Raw genomic sequence first — 20,828 nt, forward strand, 5'->3', positions numbered from 1 at the left:
TTACTTGGCCGCCGTCTGCAAGGCTTGCTGGTAGTCGGGTTTCGAATAGCCGGCAAAGTGTTTATTCGTGATGTCGAGGAATTCGCGCGAGCGGTAGGCGGCCGCCAGGTCTTTTGCGAACTGTTTGTCCTTGTCCGCCGTGCGGATGGCCACCAGGTTGATGTAGTTGGGCGAGATTTTCTCGGCCACCAGCGCGTCCGTCAGTTTCAGCCCCGACGCCAGCGCGTAATTGCCGTTGATGAAGGAGTAGTCGGTGTCGCCCAGCGAGCGTGGCAGCTGCGCCGCTTCCAGCGGCAGCAGCTTGATTTTCCTGGTGTTGACGGCGATATCCTTTTCCGACGCGCGCACGGGGTCGAAGCTGGCGCGCAGCTTGATCCAGCCCAGCTGGTCGAGCAGCACCAGCGCGCGCGCCTGGTTGGTCGGATCGTTCGGCAAGCCCACCGTCGTGCCTTCCTTCACGTCGTCCAGGGTCTTGTGCTTCTTGCTGTAGATGGCGATCGGCGCCGTGGGGATCGTGATCAGGTCCGTCAGGGCCAGCTTGTGCTCCAGCGCGAATTTCTTCAGGTAGACGATGTGCTGGAAGACGTTGGCGTCCAGCGAACCCTCGGCCAGCGCGAAGTTCGGCTGGATGTAGTCGTTGAATTCCACCAGCTTGACCTTGTAGCCCTGCTTTTCCAGGATGGGCTTGATGCCCAGCTTGATCTGGTCCGCGTACGGCCCGGCGCTGGTGCCGATGGTGATGTCCTTCGGGTCCTTGGCGTGGGCGAAGGTGGCCGTCAAGGCCAGGGTCAGGGCGCTGAGGAGGATGCTGCGGCGGGCGATGGTCATGGTGGCTCCTTGGTGGGTGAATTATGAATACGCGGTTGGTTCGGGCACCGTGCCGGTCAAGGCAAAGCGTCCCAGGTCGCGCAGCTTGTAGTCAATGGGGTCGTGCAGGGTATGCACGCGCACGTTGCGCCAGAAACGGTCGTAGCCATACTGGGCCGAGGTGGAACGGGCGCCCGTCAGTTCGAACATCTGGCTGCTGATCTCCAGTCCCGCCTTGTGCGCCAGGCACTTGGCTTCGGCCACGGCCACGGCCAGCAAGCCCCGTTCGCGCGCCGTTACCAGCGCGCCCTTGTGGAACACCTTTTCCAGTTCCTGCGCCGCCGCGTCGGCCAGCACTTGCGCGGGACGCAGCAAGAGCCACAGCTGGCCGTAGCGGTGCTGCACCAATGGGTCGTCCGTTGCCTTGGCCACGCCCGAGGCAAACCAGGCTTTCGCCTGCTCGTCCGTGTACCGGCGCGCCGCCTCGAACGCGCCTTCGGCGATGCCCAGATAGAGGTTGGCCATGATCAGTTGCGCGATCTGCGAGCGCACGGTGGCTTGCGGCGTGGCGGCCTGCGCGGGCGCCTGCAGCACCAGTTCGCGCGGCAGGGCGACGCCGTGGAAATGCACATTGCCGCTGTCCGTCTGGCGCTGGCCGAAGGCATCCCAGTCCGCCTGCACGGTGACGCCATCCTGGCGCGTGGGCAGGGCGGCGATCAGCGCCGTTTGCGTGGGCGCATGCCAGGCGGAGACGGTCAGCCAGTCCGATCCCACGGAACCGGAAGAAAAGCTCTTGATGCCGTCGAGGAGGTAGCCGTCGTCGCTGTCGCTGGCCGTGACCCGTTTGTCGAGGGGATTCAAGGCATTGCCCCAGAACAGGCGCTCGTCGACGGTCAAGGCGAGCAGGCGGCGCTGCTGCTGCGCGCTGCCATACAGCTGCAGGCCGGCCAGCTGCAGATGGTGGAAGCCGAAGACATGCGCCAGTGCGCTGTCGGCCCGCGCCAGGATGCGGATCACCTGGTACACGAGGGGCCACGACGCGCCCTGGCCGCCGAATTCCACGGGGATCGACAAGGTGAGCAAACCCGACTCGCGCAGCCATTCGCGTTCCTGCGCCGCATGCCCGCCGGCCTGGTCGCGGGCATTGGCCGTTTCAGCCAGGCGAGCGGCCAGCTTTGTTGCGATGCTGATGGCGTCCTGCAGGGGTTCCGGCACAGGTGGCTGGGGACGGGCGGCATGGAGGAAAACGCTAGACATGGGTGACATTCCAGAAAGACGATGACGCCGATATTGCACCCCCAGGCACGCGCCGTACACGAAGAAAACCGCGCATGGATATGCGAAAAAAGCCGCGCAAGGAGCGGCGACTTCGCTTGCGGGGCGTCAGGCCCGGATAGTCAAAAAACGCATATCGAAGCGCGAAAGCATTCGTTTTACACGGCTGCTGATGGCGATAGGCTGCAAGCATCCGAGCAACTCCAATCCGACAACGTACAGGGACGGGCATCACATGAGCATCTTGTTATTGGGCGGTAGCCCGCAACTCCCATCGAGTTCCAGCCGTCTGCTGCTGCATATCGGCGAACAGCTGGCGCTGCAGGGCCACAGCTACGCCAAGCTGCATGTGCGCGACTTGCCGGCGCAAGCCTTGCTGCTGGCCGACTACGACGACGCGGCGATTGCCCGCGCCGTGCGCGCCGTGGCTGACGCGGACGCCATCGTGATCGCCACGCCCATCTACAAGGCTTCGTATACCGGCTTGCTGAAAGCCTTCCTCGACCTGTTGCCGCAAGATGGCCTGGCCGGCAAGCTGGTGCTGCCGCTGGCCACGGGCGGCGGCCATGCCCACACCCTGGCGCTCGACTATGCGCTGCGTCCCGTGCTGCATGCGCTGGGCGCCAAGCAAGTCTTCACCAGCATCTACGCCAATGCGCAGCAGCTGGCGTGGCATGAAGAGCGGGGCCTGAGCCTGGATGCGCCGATTGCCGAACGCGTGCAGGCCGGCATCGAGGAACTCTCCACCGGCCTGTTCGTGCTGCAGGGACAGCGCCCGCCCGTGCCCGCCGATATCCCGTTGCCCGTGCGTTCGCTGCAAGACCAGCCTTACGCGCCCCAGTATCAAGCCGCCTGATTATTCACCGACCAAGGAACTGCCATGACACACCGCCACGCACAACGACTCTCGCGCCGTACCACCCTGGGCCTGCTGTTTGCCGCCGCCGCGGGCGTGATGGCGGCCGGCATGCCGGTCGCGGCGCAGGCGCAGGCCAAGGGGGAGGTCCGCATCGGTTACCAGAAATACGGCACCCTGACCTTGCTGAAAGGGCGCGGCACCCTGGAAAAACGCCTGGCAGAGCAGGGCGTGGGCGTGAAATGGACGGAGTTCCCGGCCGGTCCCGTGCTGCTGGAAGGCCTCAATGTGGGCAGCATCGACTTCGGCACCGTGGGCGAGGCGCCGCCGATCTTTGCCCAGGCGGCCGGCGCGAACCTGGTGTATGTCGGCAATGAGCCGGCGTCGCCCGCCAGCGAAGCCATCGTCGTGTCCAAGGGTTCCGGCCTGCGCACCTTGGCCGACTTGAAGGGCAAGAAAATTGCCCTGAACAAGGGTTCGAACGTGCATTACCTGTTATTGAAGGCGCTGGAAAAGGCCGGTGTCGCGTATGCCGACATCCAGCCCGTGTTCCTGCCGCCGGCCGATGCGCGCGCCGCCTTCGAGCGAGGCAGCGTGGACGCGTGGGCCATCTGGGATCCGTTCCTGGCGGCCGCCGAAAAGCAGCTGGGTGCCCGCGTCCTGGCCGATGGCAAGGGCCTGGTGGCGAACTACCAGTTCTACCTGGCCTCGCGCACGTATGCGGAAAAAAATCCCGAGATCCTGCGCATCGTGCTCGACGAGGTGGCCAAGGTCGATGACTGGGGCCGCAACAACCCCGACGAAGTGGCGACGATTCTCGCCGCGCAGACGGGGCTGGGCAAGGATGTCGTGGCGCTGGCCGCTTCGCGCTATGCGTATGGCGTCAAACCCGTGTCGGTCGACGTCATCGCCTCGCAGCAAAGGGTGGCCGACGCGTTTTCCAGCCTGAAGCTGATACCGAAACCGATCGTCGTCAAGGATGCGCTGCTGCCGGCGCGCCAGCTGGCCACCAGCACAAAATAAACAAGCAAAGAAACAAGCAAAGAAACAAGCAAAGGAAAGCACGCCATGTCATTGAATGTCTTCTGGTTCATCCCTACCCACGGCGACAGCCGCTACCTCGGCACGTCGCAGGGCGCGCGCCCCGTCGATGCCGATTACCTGCGCCAGGTGGCCGTGGCCGCCGATACCCTGGGCTACGACGGCGTGCTGCTGCCGACGGGCCGCTCCTGCGAAGACGCGTGGGTGGTGGCGTCGTCGCTGATCAGCGTGACGCAAAAGCTCAAATTCCTCGTGGCTATCCGCCCCGGCCTGTCCACGCCCGGCCTGGCTGTGCGCATGGCGTCCACCTTTGACCGCCTGTCGAACGGGCGCCTCTTGATCAATGTCGTCACGGGCGGCGACCAGGGCGAGCTGGAAGCGGACGGCCTGTTTGCCGACCACGCCAAGCGCTATGAAATTTCCGATGAATTCATCAAGGTGTGGCGCGCCACCCTGGCGGGCGAGGGCGGCGCGGCCGGCTACGATTTCGAGGGCAAGCATATCCAGGTGAAGGGCGCGAAAACCCTGTATCCGCCCGTGCAGAAGCCATACCCGCCCCTGTATTTCGGCGGTTCGTCGGAACCGGCGCATGAACTGGCGGCCGAGCAGATGGACGTGTACCTGACGTGGGGCGAGCCGCCGGCCGCCGTGGCGGAAAAGATCGCGGATATCCGCGCGCGCGCCGCGAAAAAAGGCCGCACAGTGCGCTTCGGCATCCGATTGCACGTGATCGTGCGCGAAACCAACGAGGCGGCCTGGCGCGCGGCCGATGAACTGATCAGCCACCTGGACGATGACATCATCGCCAAGGCGCAGGCGGCCTTCGGCAAGATGGATTCCGTGGGCCAGCAGCGCATGGCGGCCCTGCATGGCGGGCGGCGCGACAAGCTCGAAGTGTCGCCGAATCTCTGGGCCGGCGTGGGCCTGGTGCGCGGCGGCGCGGGCACGGCCCTGGTCGGCGACGGCCCGACCGTGGTGGCGCGCATGCAGGAATACGCGGACCTGGGCATCGATACCTTCATTTTCTCCGGCTACCCGCACCTGGAAGAATCGTACCGCTTCGCCGAACTGGTATTTCCGCTGCTGGGCAAGGGCAAGGCCGTGGGTGAGCAGTCACTGACGGGGCCCTTCGGCGAAGTCATGGCCAGCAATATCGTGCCGGCCGCGCCGCAGAAAAAGGCGGCCTGAGATGGCGGCCGGCTCCATACAACGGGCAGGCGCCGCGCCGTGGCGTAATGCCTTGGCGCCATGGGCCTTGCCTGTGGCGCTGCTGCTGGCCTGGCAACTGGCGGCGCAGTGGGGCTGGCTGTCGAGCCGCATCCTGCCCGAGCCGTGGGCCGTGGCGAAAGCCTTCTGGCACCTGGCCGTGTCGGGCGAACTGTGGCTGCACCTGAAAACGAGCTTGTGGCGCGCGACGGTCGGTTTCGCCATCGGCGCGGGACTGGGCTTGCTGCTGGGGCTATTGACGGGCAGTTTCCGCCATGCGGAAACGCTGCTCGATACGACCCTGCAAATGGTGCGCAACATTCCCGCGCTGGCCCTGATCCCGCTGGTGATCCTGTGGTTCGGCATCGACGAGACGGCCAAGCTGTTTCTGCTGGCCGTCGGCGTGTTCTTTCCCGTCTACCTGAATACCTTCCACGGCATCCGCTCGGCCGACCAGGGCTTGATCGAAATGGCGAAAAGCTATGGCTTGTCCGGCTGGCCCTTGTACCGCGACGTGATCCTGCCGGCCGCCATGCCTTCCATTCTGGTGGGCGTGCGCTTTTCGCTGGGCCTCGTGTGGGTGCTGCTGATCGTCGCCGAAACCATCTCGGCGCAGGCCGGCATCGGCTACATGACCATGAATGCGCGCGAATTTTTGCAAACGGACGTGGTGCTGGTGGGGATACTGCTGTATGCCTTGCTGGGCAAGCTGGCCGATTTGTTCTCGCGCCGGCTGGAGCGCCACTGCCTGCGCTGGAATCCCGCTTATCGCTAATGACGAAAGAAGACACCATGCTGCTTGCCCCCATCCAGATCGAAACGGATTTCCTGTCGCACTTCGTGCAGTACGACCCGGCCAGTGCGCCGCCGCAGGCGAAGATAGCCCCACAGGCTCCCTTGCAACGGCGCGGCGTACCTTTGGAGCTGACGAACCTGAGCAAATCCTACACCAGCCGCTCCGTGCTGAAAAACGTCGACCTGCAGCTGGAAGCGGGCGAGTTTGTCGCCATCGTGGGGCGCAGCGGCTGCGGCAAGAGTACCTTGCTGCGCTCGATCGCGGGCCTGGAAAGCGTCGATGACGGCAGAATCGCCATCGGCAGCGGCATCGGCGCGCCCGACATCCGCATCATGTTTCAGGAATCGCGTTTGCTGCCGTGGAAGACAGTGCTCGACAACGTGGCCCTGGGCCTGCCCCGTTCCGTCGGTGCGGCGGCCGCTTCGCTGTGGACGGTGGGCCTGGCCGAGCGGGCGGACGACTGGCCGTCGGCCCTGTCGGGAGGGCAGAAGCAGCGGGTGGCGCTGGCCCGCGCCCTTGTGCACGAGCCCCAGTTGCTGCTGCTCGACGAGCCGCTCGGGGCGCTCGACGCCCTGACGCGCATCGAGATGCAGCAGCTGATCGAGTCGCTGTGGCTGGCGCGCGGCTTCACGGCCGTGCTGGTGACGCATGACGTGGCCGAGGCCGTGGCCCTGGCCGACCGCGTGCTGCTGATCGAGGATGGGCAGATCACCATGGACGTGCAGGTGGATTTGCCGCGCCCGCGACAGCGCGGCCATGCGGCTTTCGCCGCGCTGGAGCAGGCTATCTTGTCGCGGGTGTTGCAGCCATCTCCGCCAGGACAATAAAGCCGTCACCATCGACGGTTGCCACGATGCGTTCGTAGCTGTCGATGGCCGGGTGGCGCGTGGCCAGCGGATGCGCATGCGTGGCAGTGACGACGATGACCTTCGCACCGGCCGCTTCGCCGGCCTCGATGCCGACGGAGGCATCCTCGAATACCAGGCAGTCAGAGGGCGCAACGCCCAGTTTTTCCGCCGCCAGCAGGTAGCAATCGGGTTTCGGCTTGCCGGCCTTGACGTCTTCCGCCGTCACCATGATGGCGGGGATGGGCATGCCGGCGGCCTTCAGGCGCGCCGTGGCCAGCGCCCTCGGCGCCGAGGTGACGATGGCCCATTGCGCGGGCGGCAGCGACTGCAAGAAGCGCAGCGCGCCGGCGATTTCAATAATTCCTTCCACATCGATGATTTCCGCATCCGTGATGCCCTGCGACTCGCGCTGCGCGTCGACGCCGGGCAAGCGCAGCTTGGCGATGGTGTCGACCGAGCGCGCGCCATGGATGGTGGGCAGGAACGCTGCCACGTCGAGGCCCTGGCGCTGTGCCCACGTGCCCCAGATGCGTTCGGCGGCGGCGATGGAATTGATGACGGTGCCGTCCATGTCGAATAGAAAAGCCCGGTAGCGGCCGGCGGCCGATGGTGTCGGGGATGAAGACGGCGAGGGCAGTGCGGACATGGCTTCCTTCCGGATGATGGGCTGGAAGCCATTGTAACGGCAGTCGATTTTTATTTCACAGGTAGACCGATTCAAACCTGGCCACAGGCGCGCCATCCTTGAGCAGGATCAGGTACTCGCCTTCGAAGCGGTAGCCCGTCACGCTGTTCAAATTGGCCAATACCGCGCTTTCCAGCTGCATCAGGGGCGGCGGGCAGGCCATGCGCGTGCCGGCCAGCTGCGTGAAGCGCAGGGAGGTGCCGGCCAGCGTGTAGCCGCCCATGACCTGGTTGCAGCCCGTGAAACCATGGACCTTGCCATCGTCGGTGAGGGTGATGCGCACTTCGCGCTCCTGCTCCGGCGCCATCGTCACGTCGGCGCCATCGAGCTGCGTCAGCTTCCAGTAGGTATTCGTCAGGCTGTACATCGGTGTCAGACCGGTGTCCGGCCTGGCGCTGTCGGGCGTGGTGGCGCAGCCGCCGGTCATGGCGATGGCGGCGGCGAGGGACAGGTAGGTGAGACGATGCGTCAGGCGATGCAGCATGGGGCGCTCCTGTGAGGGGGAAATGCCTGCACACTAGCAGATTTTTCACGCCGGCCCGCGTACGGCAGCGGCGAATGTTTCCATTTTGCCAGTACTGGCATTACACTCATGCTTTCTGCTGTTTCAACCTTGATCGGGGAGCCGGGCCGATGCTGCAAGCGCAAGCGCTGGATAATCGACTGGTCGCCACCAGTGCCGACGACGTGCTGGTCGACCGCATCGTGCCCGGCGCGCCGCTGGTGATCGCCTTCGGTTTCGTTTCGTGGACGACGCGTCCCGCCTTCGATTTTTACGGGCGCCTGCGCAAGCTGGAGCAGGCCAGCGGCCAGCATCTGAACAAGATCCTCGTGCGCGATTCGGGCAATGCCTGGTACCACCGCCGCATCGCGGGCCTGGGCAGCCATGTGGATGAAACGGCGCAGGCCCTGCGCGAACTCGTGCGCCGCATCGCCCCCAGTCACGTCACCACCGTCGGCCAATCCATGGGCGCGTACGCGGCCGTCATGTATGGCTTGCTGCTGGACGCGCAGCAGATCGTCGCCTTCGGGCCGCTGTCCTTCCTCGACGTGCAGCAGGCGCGCCTGTATCACGAGCTGCGCTGGCTGCCCGTGATGGAATCGCTGGCGCAAGACCCGCCGCCGTCTGGCTACTACGACCTGGCGGCCCTGTGCCGCGCCAGGGCGACGGACGATACGCAGCTGCACCTGGTGTTCGGCACGCGGCCTGACGCGGCACATGCTGGCGCCGGCGCCAGCGAATCGGTCAACCTCGACGCCATGCACGCGCAGCGCCTGGCTGCCTTCGGCCGCTGCACCCTGCACCCGTATCCCCAGTCGGGCCATGCGGTGGTGCAGCACCTGATCGACACGAAGCGCATCAACGGCTTGCTGGCCGCATGCATACTCGGTCTCACGCTGGAAGATGAGCCCATGCCGGAGATCGGCGCCGCCTGGCAAGACTGGGTGGCGGAAAACCTGCGTTTGGGCTGCGCCGGCGAACAGCTGGTGGCGGTGCTGCAGCAGCACGGGTTTTCGCTGGCCAGCAGCATGGCTGCCGTGGATGCGGCCCGCGCCAAGGCCATATGACGCCGCAGTTCGAACTCGACACCCTGAAAATCCGCATCGCCGCACCTGAACTGGCGGCGCTCGACTTGCGCGTGCGGGTGCAGCGCGCGCTGCGCCAGCTGATACTCGATGGCGTGCTGGCGCCCGGCCTGCGCCTGCCGGCCACGCGCGCGCTGGCGCAATCGCTGGGCGTGTCGCGCGATACGGTGGAAATGGCGTATGCGCAGCTGCGCCTCGATGGCTATCTGCGGCGGCAGGCGGGATCGGGCAGTTTTGTCTCGCCGACGATAGGCGCGAGCTTGCAGGGCAAGCCTGCGATGACGTTGCCGCCCTTGTCCGCGCAGCCGGTGGCCCTCAGCGCGCGCGGTGCGCAGATTCTCGCCAGCGGCGGCGTGGCCGACCAGCAGAGCGTGAAGGCATTCGCCACGGGCTTGCCGGAAACGCGGGCCTTTCCACTCGATGTGTGGGAGCGCTTGCGGCGCCAGGCGGCAGGCGAACACCAGGCCGGCATGCTGCTGCACGGCGACCCGCAAGGGGCCGGGCCTTTGCGCCAGGCCATCGCCGACTATGTGAACCTGGAGCGGGGCGCGCGGGCCACGGCCAGCCAGGTGCTGGTGCTGAGCAGCACGCGCCAGGCCCTGTACCTGTGCGCGCAGGTGCTGGCCGACGCGCACGGTCCCATCCTGATGGAAGACCCCGGTTATTTCGGCGCGCGCAAGGCGTTCGAGATGGCGCAATTGCAGGTGATTCCAGTACCCGTCGATGCGCATGGCTTGTCCATCGAGCACCTGCGCGCGGACCGCAGCGGCGCCAACACGGTGTATGTGACGCCGTCGCATCAATACCCGACGGGCGCCACCCTGGCGCTCGAGCGCCGGCTGGCCCTGACTGCCTGGGCTGCGGAACGCCAGGGCTGGATCATCGAGGATGATTACGACAGCCAGTTTCACTACGCGGGCTTGCCGACGGCGTGCGTGCAGGGGCTGGACGCGCAGCAGCGCACGATTTACCTGGGTACCTTCGCCAAGTCGCTGTATCCGGGCCTGCGCATCGGCTACATGGTGCTGCCGCCCGCGCTGGTCAAGCCGATGACCCATGCGCGCAGCATTCTCGATGGCCACACGCCGCAGCTGGACCAGCTGACACTGGCCCGTTTCATCGCCGATGGCCATTTCGCGGCCCATGTACGCGCCATGCGCAAGGTCTACGCCGTGCGCCGCGATGCGATGGCGCAGGCCGTCCACCGGCACTTGCCGCACGTGGTCACGGCGCAGCTGCCGCCGGGCGGTTTGCAGATGCCGTGCCTGCTGCACGAGGGCAGGGACGAGCTGGAGACGATACGCCTGGCGGCGCAGGCGGGCATCGTGCTGCCGGGCCTGAGCCGGCTGTATGCAACGCCGCCCGCGCGGGGCGGCTGGCTGCTGGGCTTTGCCGCGCTCACGCCGCACGAGATCGACAGCGGCATCGTCCGCCTGGCCCGCGCGCTGGGTTAAGTATTCAAGTGGTCTGTTATGTATGCATGAAGTGGCCTGTCTGAGCAGTCCATGCAAACGCTAAGATGCCCCTTTTGAACATCAGGCAAGGGCACACGCATGCATACAAGCTCCACATCATCGGCCGCAACCGGCAACAGGCGCCAGGCGCGCTGGCGCGACCTGGCGTCCCCCGCCATGGCCGCCTTCATCTCTGTCCTCGTCAACTATGGCGGCACCTTCGTGCTGGTGTTCCAGGCAGCCCAGCTGGCCCAGCTGAGCGCGGCGCAGACGGCATCCTGGGTCTGGTCGCTGAGCATCGGCGTGGGCGTGACGGGCATCTGGCTCAGCTACCGCTATCGCGCGCCCATCATCACGGCCTGGTCCACGCCCGGCGTGGCCTTCCTGGCCACCGTCATGCCGCACACGCCGTATGCCGAGGTGATCGGCGCCTACATGATCTCCGCCATCGCCTTCATTGTGCTGGGCATGTCCGGCGCCTTCGAGCGCCTGGTGCGCTTGATTCCTGGCGGCATCGCTGCCGGCTTGCTGGCCGGTATCCTGCTGCAGTTTGGCGTGAATGCGTTTGGCGGCGCCAGCGCCGACCCGCTGCTGGTGGTGGTATTGCTGCTGGCGTATGCCGTGCTGCGCCGTTTCACGGCACGCTTTGCCGTCGTCGGCATCATGCTGATCGGCCTGGTCCTGCTGCTGGCGCAGGGACGCATCGATGCGCAAGGCGTAGCACTGGCCCTGGCCGCGCCCGTGTTCGAGATGCCGCGCTTTTCCGTGGCGTCCCTGCTGGGCGTGGCGCTGCCCCTGTTTCTGATCACCCTGACTGGGCAGTATATGCCTGGCATGCTGGTGCTGCGCAATGACGGCTACCAGGTCAGCGCCAATCCCATCCTGACGGCGACGGGCCTCGGTTCGCTGCTCATGGCGCCATTCGGCGCGCACGCCTTCAACGTGGCCGCCATCACGGCCGCCATCTGCACGGGCAAGGATGCGCATGCGGATCCGTCGAAGCGCTATGTCGCGGGGCTCGCTTGCGGCGTGCTGTACATTCTGGTGGGCATCTTCGGCGTCACCCTGGCCAGCCTGTTCATGGTCTTGCCGCGCCCCTTCATCACGGCGCTGGCGGGCCTGGCCCTGCTGGGCGCCATCGGCAACAGCCTGGCGCAGGCGATGGCGGACGTGCGCATGCGCGAAACGGCCTTGATTACTTTCCTGGCGACGGCCGCGAATGTGACCCTGCTGGGCGTGGGCGGCGCCCTGTGGGGGCTGGCTGCCGGACTGGCGGCGCATGGCCTGATGCATGGATGGCGCAAGGCGGCATAGCAAGATAGGTTGCCCGTTTTGCCAGCCGGCGCATACAATTGCTGCGCCCGTGCCCGTTGGCACCGTATTCCGACTTGACCCGAACGATGCCCGAGATCACTTCCCTGGCGCAGTATCTGCTGGCGATCACGCCCGCCTTCCTCGTTTGCGGCGCCTTGCTGCTGGTGTTGCCACGTACTGTGCCACGCTCGGTGCCGCTGCTGCGCGTGCTCGTGCACATTTTATTTTTCGTGCTGGCGCGCGATGCGATGACGGCGCACGGCTATTGGCAGGTGGCGGCGGGCGGCTTGCGTTTCACGGCGCCGCCGCTGGTCTTGCTGGCGCTGGGCGCCATGTCGCTGGGGCTGGTGGCCAGCACGTGCTGGCTGGAAAGCGAGGCGCGCCGCCAGATCCACTGGTTCGGCATGCGGCCAGCCCTGTCCGTGCTGCTGGGCGTAGCGGGCGCCACCCTGATCATCGCGCTGGCGACGGGCTTGAGAGCCGTGTTTAACTTGCCCTCGCTGGCGCCCGTCGCGCCATCCGCGCTGCCCTTGCTGCTGGGCTTTGCGCTGGCGGCCAATTGTTATGAGGAATTGCTGTTTCGCGGCTTGCTGCAGCAGCAATTGCGTGCTTGGCTGCCGGCCTGGCGCGCGGCGCTGGTGTCGGGCCTGCTGTTCGGCCTGTGCCACGCCTTCCTCGCCACCACCGTCACGCAGGTGGGCGCGCCCATCCTCGTGTTTACCGTGATCGAAGGCGTGGTGGCGGGGCTGGTATATTGCCGTGCCGGCTTGTTGGGCGCGTCCCTGGCGCATGGGCTGGCGATTTTTGCGCTGGCCGCCGGCTGGGTGTGAATGTTTACTATTTATGAAGAGTGAGAAAGCGATGCCTGTCAGTTCCTACCTGAATACCCGCCCCGTCGTGGGCGAGCGCGTCTACCTGCATGACACGGCGCAAGTGATCGGCGATGTGCAGATCGGCGACGACTGCTCCATCTGGTGCAACAGCGTGCTGCGCGGCGACGTCAACCGCATTGTCATCGGCGAAGGCAGCAATATCCAGGACTTTTCCATGGGCCACGTGTCGCACAGGAATGCGGCCAAGCCCGATGGTTCACCGCTGACCATCGGCAACTACGTGACCATCGGCCACTCCGTGATCTTGCACGGCTGCACCATCGGCGACGAGTGCCTGATCGGCATGGGCAGCATCGTCATGGATGACGTGGTGGTGGAAAAGCACGTGATGCTGGGTGCGGGCAGCCTGGTATCGCCGGGCAAGGTACTGGAAAGCGGCCATCTGTACGTGGGCCGGCCCGCCGCCAAGGTGCGCGCGCTCACCGAAGCCGAGATCGCCTACCTGCGCTATTCGGCCGAGCATTACGTGCGCGTCAAAAACAATTACCTGGCCGGTGGCGACGGCGCCTGAGCGCTAGCGGTATCAATGCGGCGCAGTTCCGGCCGCGGCGCCAGGTCGTGCGGCAGGCGCAAGCTGGACACGAGGCCCAGGCGCCGCAAGAGCAGCAGTACCCACCAGCCCGGGTCCCATTCGCCCGGCAGCAGTCCCAGCCTGGCCGAGCCCGGATACGCGTGATGGTTGTTGTGCCAGCATTCGCCCATGGTCAGCAGTGATGTCAGGCGGATATTCCGGCCCTGCACGGCGGCGCCGTCGACATGAAAGTGCATCTGGCCATGGTTGTGGGCGAAGTAGCCGATCAGCCAGTGACCGAGCACGCCGGCGCTGACCCGCGCGCAGACGCCCCAGCAGACCAGGCCCCAGCCACCCCAGGCGTAGAACAGCACGGCCCACGGCAGTTGCTGCAGCATCCAGGTTCTTTCCAGAAAACGATAGAAGCGGTCGTGCGCGATGCGCGGCTCGATGGCGATGTGCGGCGGATGGTCGAGATCAAGGCGGCAGAACAATTGCCACCAGGCATCGTTCCAGAAGCCGGCGCCGTGGCGCAGATACGGGTGGCAATCGGGCAGGCGCTGCGCATAGTCGCGCAGTTCGTGCTGGCGCAGCAGGCCCAGCGGGCCGCTGAGGCCCACCAACACGCCCAGGTACACGAGTACATATGCCAGCCATTGCGGGCATTCAAAGCTGTCGTGGATCAGCTTGCGGTGGCTGCCCAGCGAATGGCCGAACAGCAGGACGATGGCCGTGCCGCTCACAAACAGCAGCAAGCCCGTCCAGCTGAAGCAGAGCAGGGCGCCCGTCACGGCGCCGGCCAGCATGGCTATCAGCCACAGCGCTTGCAAAGGCGCAAAGCGTACTGAACCTTTCAGCACGCTGTCGGCGTAGGTGGCGCGGGCGCGGTGGCTGGCCAGGCTGGCTGCGGACATCAACCCTTGGGGGCTGACGACGGTTGCGTGTACTTGTCGAAGTTGGTGATGTAGTCGTTGAAGTTGTCGGTCAGCATGTGCTTGTACTGTTCCGTGAAGAACGCCACGGCGCCTTCCTTCTCTTCCTGCATCTTGGCCGCGTCGTTGCTCTTGCTGGCGACGAGGAAGGCGTTGAAGCGGGCGGCCGCGTACAGCAGCGAGGTGGCGACTTCATTGCCGCCGCTGTGCATGCATTGTTCATTGGCCAGGGCGATGACCTGGTCGGCGCGTTCCCAGAATTCCGGGCCCGGTGCTGGTTTTGTCGTTGGTGTGCTCATAAAAATCCCTCATGAAAGTGCGCGCCAGTCTACACAGGGGGCCGCGGGCTGTCCAGCCGCGCGGCCGCCAGTCAGGGCGTTTGCAGGATCTGTCCGAGCAGCACGGCCAGCGGCTGGCGGATGTCGAGCACGATGCCGGCCTCGTCCGCCTGCAGGGGCTGCAGCGTGGCCAGCTGGCTATCGAGCAGGCTGGCCGGCATGAAATGGCCGGGGCGCTGCAAACGGCTTTCCAGCACGGCGCGCGGGCCGTCCAGGTGGACAAAGCGCAGGGCCGGGTCGCCCTCGCGCAGCACGTCGCGGTAGGCGCGCTTCAGGGCCGAGCAGGAAACGACGAGGCCGTCACCTTGCGCGCTGGCCGTGGCGATGCGCTCGCGCAGGGCGGCCAGCCAGCCGGCACGGTCGGCGTCGTCGAGCGGGATGCCGGCCGCCATCTTGGCCACGTTTTCCGGGGAATGCACGTCGTCGCCTTCCACATACGGCACGCCCAGCGCGCTGGCCAGCAGGCTGCCGACGGCGCTCTTGCCGCAGCCGGACACGCCCATCACGACCCAGCGGGCGGGCGCGCCTGTCCTCATGGGGCCGAGACGATGACGGTGACGCGGCGGTTTTCCGCCTTGCCGGCCTTGCTGGCGTTCGAGGCGACCGGCTTGCTCATGCCCAGGCCCTTGACGGTGATATTGCCGCGTGGAATGCCGGCCACGCCCATCGCATCGGCCACCACGTTGGCGCGCGCCAGCGACAGCTTGTTGTTCAGCACTTCGGCACCTTCGTTGTCCGTATGGCCTTCCACGCGCATGTGCGTGATGCCCACTTTCAGCAGGGCGGCGCTGATTTTCTGGATGGCGGCCCGGCTCGGCGCCGTCAGGCTGGAAGCGCCGAAATCGAACAGCAGCTTGTCGGTAAAGCTCAGCTCCCAGCCTTCTTCGGTCTGGTTGAAGCCTTGCTCCTTCAAGGTGGCCACTTGCTCGGCATTGAACAGCGTTTTTTTCTCTGGCGTGCTCTGGCAGGCGGCCAGCAGGCCCAGCATGAACAAGCCGAGGAAGACGCGGCGTAATTGCTTGTAGATGGATTGCATGGTATTGCTCCTTGATTCAGGGGTGGGTATGGGGTTGCGGCAGGCGCGCCACCTGGCGCGTGCCGCGCTGCGCCTGCTTGGCGCGGTACATGGCTTCGTCCGCCGCGCCGACCAGCGAAACGGCGTCGATGGCGTGATCGGGGAAGACGGCCACGCCGATGGTCAGCGAGCTGACGATGCTATTGCCGGTGGGCAGCTCAATGGCTTGCGCCATGGCGGCGATGATGTTGTCGGCGATGTGCATGGCGTCGCTGCTGTTGCGCAGCGGCTTGAGCAGGATGGCGAATTCGTCGCCGCCCAGGCGCGCCACCAGGTCGCCCTCGCGCAATTGCTGCTTGATGCGCGCGGCGATCGTCACCAGCACGCGGTCGCCCGAGGCATGGCCGAAGGTGTCGTTGATATATTTGAAACGGTCGCTGTCGAGGAACAGCACGGCCACCTTGCCATTGCCGACCCGCGCTTCGAGGATGGCGCGCTCCAGCTCCGCTTCCATGAAGGCGCGGTTGGACAGGCCCGTCAGGCTGTCGTGGTTGGCGCGGTGCGACAGCGAGGCGTTTTCCTTTTGCAGATGGCTTTGCCATGCTTCCAGTTCGTCGAGCAGGGCGTTGAAGTCGTCATTGATCTGGTTCAGCTCGGCAATATTGGCCGGCGGCACGCGCAGTTCGAACGAGCGGTCGCGCCGCACGCGGTGGGCCGTTTCCGCCAAGTGGCGCAGGGGCGACGTGATCTCCGTTTCCATGCTGCGCGACAGGCGCACGGCGACGACGAGGCTGAGCACCAGGCAGGCGAGCAGGCAGGTCAGGCCGCTGAGCAGGAAGGGCAGCAGGCTGCGGCTGTGCGGCACCAGCTTGATGCTGCCGATGGCCTGTTCGTTGCGCGTGATGGGGAAGGTCAGCGAATCGGGCAGCATCCAGCCCGTCAGCGCGCGTTCGATGTAGTAGCGCGTGCCGTGTTCGCCCCGTTCCCAGCGGGCCAGCACGTTGCCGGCCGTGTCGCTCACCTGCGCCTGGTCGATGTCTTCATTGACGCCGATCAAGGCCAGCGCTTCCTTGGCGGCCATGGAATCGCCAAAGACGACGGCCCCTTCCACCGTGTAGCTCATCGAGCGGGCCACCAGGCGCAGGTTCTGGTCCGAATACACGCGCAGGGCCAGCAGCGCCACGGCCGTCAGGGTCAGGCCGGCCGCCAGCACGGCGATCAGCGACACGCTCAGGTGGGCGCGCCGCAGCACGCTGTCGAGCGTCGGGCGGGGTCGGCGGGCAGGCTTGTTGCTCATCCGGGCGCTCATGGCGGCGGTCCCTTGCGACGTGCAATTTGCAAGGCGTTCGGATGCACGCGCAGGCCGCTGCGGGCGATGGCGTCGAGGTTGACGTCAAAACCGATCTGCGCCTCGGCGAGACGCAGGCAGAACATGGTGCCCACGGCGCAGGACGTGCCGGGTTCGGCCACCGATAAAATCGGCTTGCCGATGATCTGCGCCAGCAGATGCTCGCGTTCGCCCTCGGGCAGGCTGCCCAGGTAGACGACGTCGCATTCGCTGACAGCGGCGGCCGCCGCCGGGATTTTCACGCGGATGCGCTGGCCCAGGCTGGAAGCGGGCGTGTCGACGATGGCCGCGCCGTAACGGGCCGCACCGAGCATGCAGACGCGCACTTCCTGGCGCGCCACGGGCCAGCGCACATAGCTGATGATGCCAAACAGGACCTGGGCCACTTCGGCGGGACGCCTGGCGTCCACCGCCGCGCCCGTTTGCGCCCACGCGCACGGGGCCAGCGCCGTGCAGGCCAGCAATGATGCCAGCAGCGAGGCCAGCAGCACGACGAGCAGGGCGGGCGGCGCGGAGCGCTGCCGGTGGCGAGGGAAGGAGGGCACGGCGTCGGTGTCTTTATGCAGGTCGGGTTGCTATTCAACTAGTTACTCAGCAACACAGACTCTACGGAAGTCCCTGTTGAAAGTAAATCACGGCGCTACGCCATAAACCTTGCATTATAAACACGAATGTGAAAACTTGCATTCTTTACCATGAGAATTACTTGTCAACACTGCCGTGGCGTGCCAAAGTGTTGCTATTCTTCCAGTGTCGCTTCCAGCAAGTCGATTTCGCGCAGCAGGCGCAAATGGATGGTGTCGTCCAGTTCGCCCGAGATGCGGCGGCGGAACAGTTCATCCCGCTCCGCATTCAGCGCTTCCAGGCGCAGCGCCCGTTCGGCCTTGGCCAGTTCCTGCAGCCGCATCGCTTCGTCGTTGCTGCTTTCGCCATATGCGAGGCGGCGCCGGTAGGCTTCGATCAGGCGGTTGGCCGCTTCCGTGACGACTTGCTGCTTGTCATTTTTGTCGATGCCTTCGCACACTTTTTCCAGCCGCGCGATGGCCGCTTCGGCGGCAGCGGCACGGGCATTGCGCTCTTCCGTCGAACGGCGCGCTGGCGGTGCGAACACGAGGCCCTTGGTCAGCAGGGGCAAGGTGACGCTGGCCAGCAGCAGCGACAATAAGATCACGCCCATGGCCAGGAAGATGACGAGGTCGCGCGCGGGAAAGCGCGTGCCGTCGGGCAAGAACAAGGGCAGGGTCAGAATGCCGGCCAGGGTCAGCGCACCGCGCACGCCCGCGAACGACGCCACCAGCAGCAGGCGCAGGCTGGGGCGCGCCAGCAGCGCCGCATCCTTCGGTTCGCCCGCCATTTTCTTGTGGTGCTTGAACAGGGTCAGTTTCATGGAAATGAAGACCCAGAGGAAGCGCATGAAGGTCAGTCCCACCGTGATGGCGATGACGAACAGCGGCAATTTCCAGGCGCTGCCGGCGCCGATTTCGGCGGAGGCGGCCGGCAAGCCGGCAACGGTGGTGGGCAGCTGCGCGCCCAGCATGACGAAGATCACGCCATTCAAGACCAGTTGCACGGTATCCCACACGGCCTTGCGCTGGGTGCGCGTGGCGGCCAGCGGACGGCCGATCAGGTCGGCGTAATGCATGGACACGCCCGCCGTGGCGGCGGCCAGGATGCCGGAACCGTGGATTTGCTCGGCGCCCAGGTAGGCGGCGAACGGGATCAGGATGCTGATGAGGATTTGCAGGCCCGGCTCTTCGCCGACCTTGCTCACCAACCATTTATTCGCCAGTCCCACACCCCACGAGATGGCCAGGCCGATGATGATGCCGCCGCCCGCTTCCTGCAGGAAACTCAGCGAGGCGGCGCCGATGGAAAAGCCGCCCGTCATCATGGCGCCCACGGCAAACGTGAAGCAGACGAGGCCCGACGCGTCGTTGAGCAGGGATTCGCCTTCCAGGATGTGCATCAGGCGCGGCGGGATCGGGTTGCCGGCGGCGATCGCCGACACGGCCACGGGGTCCGTCGGCGAGAGGATGGCGCCCAGCGCGAAGGCGACGGCCAGCGGCACGCTGGGGATCAGCCAGTCGATGAAAAAGCCCATGCCCAGCACGGTAAACAGCACCAGGCCGATGGCCAGCATCAGGATCGAACGGGCGTCGGAAAAGAAGGCGCCCTTGGGGATGCGCCAGCCATCGAGAAACAGCAGTGGCGGGATGAAGAGCAGGAAGAAAATGTCGGGATCGAGCGGCACTTGCACGCCAAACACGGCCAATCCCGTGCCGCCGGCGATCTGGATCAAGGGCAGCGGCAGCTTGACCCAGCGCGAGCGGGCGAGAAAGCCGCACAGGACGACGGTCAGAACGAGGATGAGGATGATGGTAACGGTATGCATGAAGGAGCGGCGGGGTGCTGAAACGCTGATTATAAGGCGCGGCCCGCCTGTAGGCACCGCCTGCGTGTCATTGCGTACATACAACAAGTCACAATCGCGGTAAGATTGTCACTGTGGCCCTGCTGCCGCCGCCGTCGGCCGGCGGCTGGCCGCCTTGCTTGATATCTTTGCTGTTACCCTGGCCTTTACTTTTCACTGGTTCCTGTTTTGCTCAAGAAAATCTTCACCGGACTGCTGCTGTCGCTGGCATTGCTCATCGTGGCGGCCCTGGCCGCGTATCTGTATTACTGGCGCCCCGCGCTGGCGCCCATCGATCCGCCTGCCGCCACGGCATTTTCCCCGCAAGTGGTGGAACGGGGCCGCATCCTGGCCGGCATGGGCAATTGCGCCGCCTGCCATACGGCCAAGGGCGGCGCCGATTACGCGGGCGGCCACGGCCTGGCCACGCCGTTCGGCACGATTTACGCGACGAATATCACGCCCGACAGGCAAACGGGCATCGGCCGCTGGTCGCTGGCCGCCTTCCAGCGGGCCATGCGCGAAGGCGTGGGCCGCGATGGCGCCCATTTGTATCCTGTCTTTCCGTACACCCATTTCAACCTGGTCTCGGATACGGACCTGACGGCCTTGTACGCGTATGTCATGACGCGCCCGCCCGTGTATGCGGTGGCGCCCGCCAACAGCGTGCCGTTTCCCCTGAACCTGCGGCCGCTACAGGCGGGCTGGAAGCTGCTGTTTTTCAAGCCAGCGACTTTCCAGCTTGATCCTGCGCAAGGACTGGACTGGAACCGGGGCCGCTATCTGGCCGAAGGCTTGGCCCATTGCGCCGCCTGCCACACGCCGCGCAATGCGCTGGGCGCCGAGCTTGCCGGTTCGTCCTATCTGGGCGCGCCCATCGACCACTGGTATGCGCCGGCCTTGACCAGCGCCAACACGGCACCCTTGCCATGGACGCAAGACGAGCTGTACGCCTTCCTGCGCACGGGGGCGACTGCCCTGCACGGCGTGGCGGCAGGGCCCATGTCGGCCGTCGTGCACGAAGGCATGGGCGCCTCGCCCGACAGCGATATCCGCGCGCTGGCAACGTATTTTGCCGGCGTGGCCGGGGCAGAGCAACGCCAGGTGAATACCGATACCGTGGTAAAGGCCGGCATCGCCCGCTCGCAGAGGGTCAGCCTGGTCGACAATGACCGTGGCGCCAGCCTGTACGTGGCCGCCTGCGCGTCGTGCCACTCGAACAGCGATGGCCATCCCGCAGCCTTGCGCCCGGAACTAAGCCTGAACAGCGCCGTCAGCGCGCCCGATCCCGCCAACCTGATCCAGGTGATATTGCACGGCATCAGCAAGGATGCTGCCATGCCCGGCGTGCTGATGCCCGGCTTTGCCGCCTCGCTGACGGACAACGACGTGGCCCAGCTGGCCGCCTATCTGCGCCGCAGCCGCAGCCACCAGCCGGCCTGGACGAACCTGGAAGCGGCCGTGGGGCGCGCGCGCGCCGGCAAGTAATTCTTGAAAGTTTCTTAAATATCT

General features: G+C 65.8%; 22 protein-coding genes. 11 read left to right on the plus strand and 11 right to left on the minus strand.

Features of this window, described 5'->3' with window-relative positions; genetic code table 11:
- Together CSQ91_RS02815 and CSQ91_RS02820 are read right to left on the minus strand one after the other, a co-directional pair.
- Positions 1-828: a MetQ/NlpA family ABC transporter substrate-binding protein gene (locus tag CSQ91_RS02815; RefSeq protein WP_034785687.1), complete on the minus strand. Its 828-nt coding sequence runs from the start codon at positions 826-828 to the stop codon at positions 1-3.
- 21 nt (positions 829-849) lie between these two features.
- Positions 850-2,064, minus strand: a complete 1,215-nt coding sequence (locus tag CSQ91_RS02820; RefSeq protein WP_099387325.1) for an acyl-CoA dehydrogenase family protein — start codon at positions 2,062-2,064, stop codon at positions 850-852.
- A 253-nt stretch (positions 2,065-2,317) separates the two neighbouring features.
- On the opposite strand from CSQ91_RS02820, the gene ssuE reads away from it, so the two are divergent.
- Genes ssuE through CSQ91_RS02845 form a run of 5 tightly spaced genes read left to right on the plus strand, consistent with a single transcriptional unit; the run spans position 2,318 to position 6,808 of the window.
- A complete protein-coding gene (gene ssuE / locus CSQ91_RS02825) occupies positions 2,318-2,938 on the plus strand; it encodes an NADPH-dependent FMN reductase (RefSeq protein ID WP_092610500.1) in 621 nt (206 codons plus the stop codon).
- 24 nt (positions 2,939-2,962) lie between these two features.
- A complete protein-coding gene (locus CSQ91_RS02830) occupies positions 2,963-3,961 on the plus strand; it encodes a sulfonate ABC transporter substrate-binding protein (protein ID WP_180278325.1) in 999 nt (332 codons plus the stop codon).
- Positions 3,962-4,006: 45 nt separating this feature from the next.
- Positions 4,007-5,167 carry an FMNH2-dependent alkanesulfonate monooxygenase gene (ssuD, locus tag CSQ91_RS02835; RefSeq protein ID WP_070279091.1) on the plus strand — a complete coding sequence of 387 codons (1,161 nt, stop codon included), beginning with the start codon at positions 4,007-4,009 and terminating at the stop codon, positions 5,165-5,167.
- 1 nt (position 5,168) lies between these two features.
- Entirely contained in the window at positions 5,169-5,960 is a 792-nt protein-coding gene (gene ssuC, locus CSQ91_RS02840) for an aliphatic sulfonate ABC transporter permease SsuC (protein ID WP_070259107.1), read from the plus strand.
- Between the two features lie 17 nt (positions 5,961-5,977).
- Positions 5,978-6,808 carry an ATP-binding cassette domain-containing protein gene (locus tag CSQ91_RS02845; RefSeq protein ID WP_099388546.1) on the plus strand — a complete coding sequence of 277 codons (831 nt, stop codon included), beginning with the start codon at positions 5,978-5,980 and terminating at the stop codon, positions 6,806-6,808.
- Here CSQ91_RS02845 and CSQ91_RS02850 read toward each other — a convergent pair.
- Both CSQ91_RS02850 and CSQ91_RS02855 read right to left on the minus strand, forming a co-directional pair.
- Positions 6,765-7,475, minus strand: a complete 711-nt coding sequence (locus tag CSQ91_RS02850; protein ID WP_034782899.1) for an HAD-IA family hydrolase — start codon at positions 7,473-7,475, stop codon at positions 6,765-6,767. The two genes, CSQ91_RS02845 and CSQ91_RS02850, sit on opposite strands and share 44 nt — an antisense overlap.
- A gap of 55 nt (positions 7,476-7,530) precedes the next feature.
- A complete protein-coding gene (locus tag CSQ91_RS02855) occupies positions 7,531-7,998 on the minus strand; it encodes an META domain-containing protein (RefSeq protein ID WP_099387326.1) in 468 nt (155 codons plus the stop codon).
- Positions 7,999-8,147: 149 nt separating this feature from the next.
- Here CSQ91_RS02855 and CSQ91_RS02860 point away from each other — a divergent pair, with 149 nt between their 5' ends.
- The 5 genes from CSQ91_RS02860 (at position 8,148) to CSQ91_RS02880 (ending at position 13,273) form a co-directional block, all read left to right on the plus strand.
- Positions 8,148-9,083: a hypothetical protein gene (locus tag CSQ91_RS02860; protein WP_099387327.1), complete on the plus strand. Its 936-nt coding sequence runs from the start codon at positions 8,148-8,150 to the stop codon at positions 9,081-9,083.
- A complete protein-coding gene (gene pdxR / locus CSQ91_RS02865) occupies positions 9,080-10,555 on the plus strand; it encodes a MocR-like pyridoxine biosynthesis transcription factor PdxR (protein ID WP_099387328.1) in 1,476 nt (491 codons plus the stop codon). Before CSQ91_RS02860 ends, pdxR begins: the two co-directional genes overlap by 4 nt.
- Before the next feature lie 177 nt (positions 10,556-10,732).
- Positions 10,733-11,869 (plus strand): benzoate/H(+) symporter BenE family transporter, encoded by a 1,137-nt coding sequence (locus CSQ91_RS02870; protein ID WP_257217319.1) that lies wholly within the window; start codon positions 10,733-10,735, stop codon positions 11,867-11,869.
- 86 nt (positions 11,870-11,955) lie between these two features.
- The gene (locus tag CSQ91_RS02875) at positions 11,956-12,699 is read left to right on the plus strand and encodes a CPBP family intramembrane glutamic endopeptidase (protein WP_099387330.1); all 744 of its coding nucleotides are present in this window, start codon (positions 11,956-11,958) and stop codon (positions 12,697-12,699) included.
- 31 nt (positions 12,700-12,730) lie between these two features.
- The gene (locus tag CSQ91_RS02880; protein WP_070259099.1) at positions 12,731-13,273 is read left to right on the plus strand and encodes a gamma carbonic anhydrase family protein; all 543 of its coding nucleotides are present in this window, start codon (positions 12,731-12,733) and stop codon (positions 13,271-13,273) included.
- Here the strand turns inward: CSQ91_RS02880 and CSQ91_RS02885 are convergent.
- The 7 genes from CSQ91_RS02885 to CSQ91_RS02915 form a co-directional block, all read right to left on the minus strand.
- Entirely contained in the window at positions 13,246-14,187 is a 942-nt protein-coding gene (locus CSQ91_RS02885; protein ID WP_099387331.1) for an acyl-CoA desaturase, read from the minus strand. The genes CSQ91_RS02880 and CSQ91_RS02885 overlap by 28 nt on opposite strands.
- Positions 14,187-14,504 (minus strand): DUF3144 domain-containing protein, encoded by a 318-nt coding sequence (locus tag CSQ91_RS02890; RefSeq protein WP_099387332.1) that lies wholly within the window; start codon positions 14,502-14,504, stop codon positions 14,187-14,189. The genes CSQ91_RS02885 and CSQ91_RS02890 overlap by 1 nt, the downstream gene beginning before the upstream one ends.
- Positions 14,505-14,575: 71 nt before the next feature.
- On the minus strand, positions 14,576-15,079 hold the full coding sequence (locus tag CSQ91_RS02895; protein WP_257217198.1) for a gluconokinase: 504 nt from the start codon (positions 15,077-15,079) through the stop codon (positions 14,576-14,578).
- Positions 15,076-15,579, minus strand: a complete 504-nt coding sequence (locus CSQ91_RS02900) for an OmpA family protein (RefSeq protein WP_099387334.1) — start codon at positions 15,577-15,579, stop codon at positions 15,076-15,078. Before CSQ91_RS02900 ends, CSQ91_RS02895 begins: the two co-directional genes overlap by 4 nt.
- A 16-nt stretch (positions 15,580-15,595) precedes the next feature.
- Positions 15,596-16,867 carry a diguanylate cyclase domain-containing protein gene (locus CSQ91_RS02905; RefSeq protein ID WP_034782885.1) on the minus strand — a complete coding sequence of 424 codons (1,272 nt, stop codon included), beginning with the start codon at positions 16,865-16,867 and terminating at the stop codon, positions 15,596-15,598.
- On the minus strand, positions 16,864-17,451 hold the full coding sequence (locus CSQ91_RS02910) for a YfiR family protein (protein WP_257217200.1): 588 nt from the start codon (positions 17,449-17,451) through the stop codon (positions 16,864-16,866). The genes CSQ91_RS02905 and CSQ91_RS02910 overlap by 4 nt, the downstream gene beginning before the upstream one ends.
- A gap of 194 nt (positions 17,452-17,645) precedes the next feature.
- Positions 17,646-19,298, minus strand: coding sequence for a Na+/H+ antiporter (locus tag CSQ91_RS02915; RefSeq protein ID WP_034782883.1), 1,653 nt, complete (start codon positions 19,296-19,298; stop codon positions 17,646-17,648).
- A 207-nt stretch (positions 19,299-19,505) separates the two neighbouring features.
- Between CSQ91_RS02915 and CSQ91_RS02920 the strand changes: the two genes are divergently transcribed.
- Positions 19,506-20,804 carry a cytochrome c gene (locus CSQ91_RS02920; protein ID WP_070279102.1) on the plus strand — a complete coding sequence of 433 codons (1,299 nt, stop codon included), beginning with the start codon at positions 19,506-19,508 and terminating at the stop codon, positions 20,802-20,804.
- The last annotated feature ends 24 nt before the right edge of the window (positions 20,805-20,828 follow it).

This window comes from Janthinobacterium sp. BJB301, from assembly GCF_002735685.1.
GTDB lineage: Bacteria > Pseudomonadota > Gammaproteobacteria > Burkholderiales > Burkholderiaceae_D > Janthinobacterium > Janthinobacterium lividum.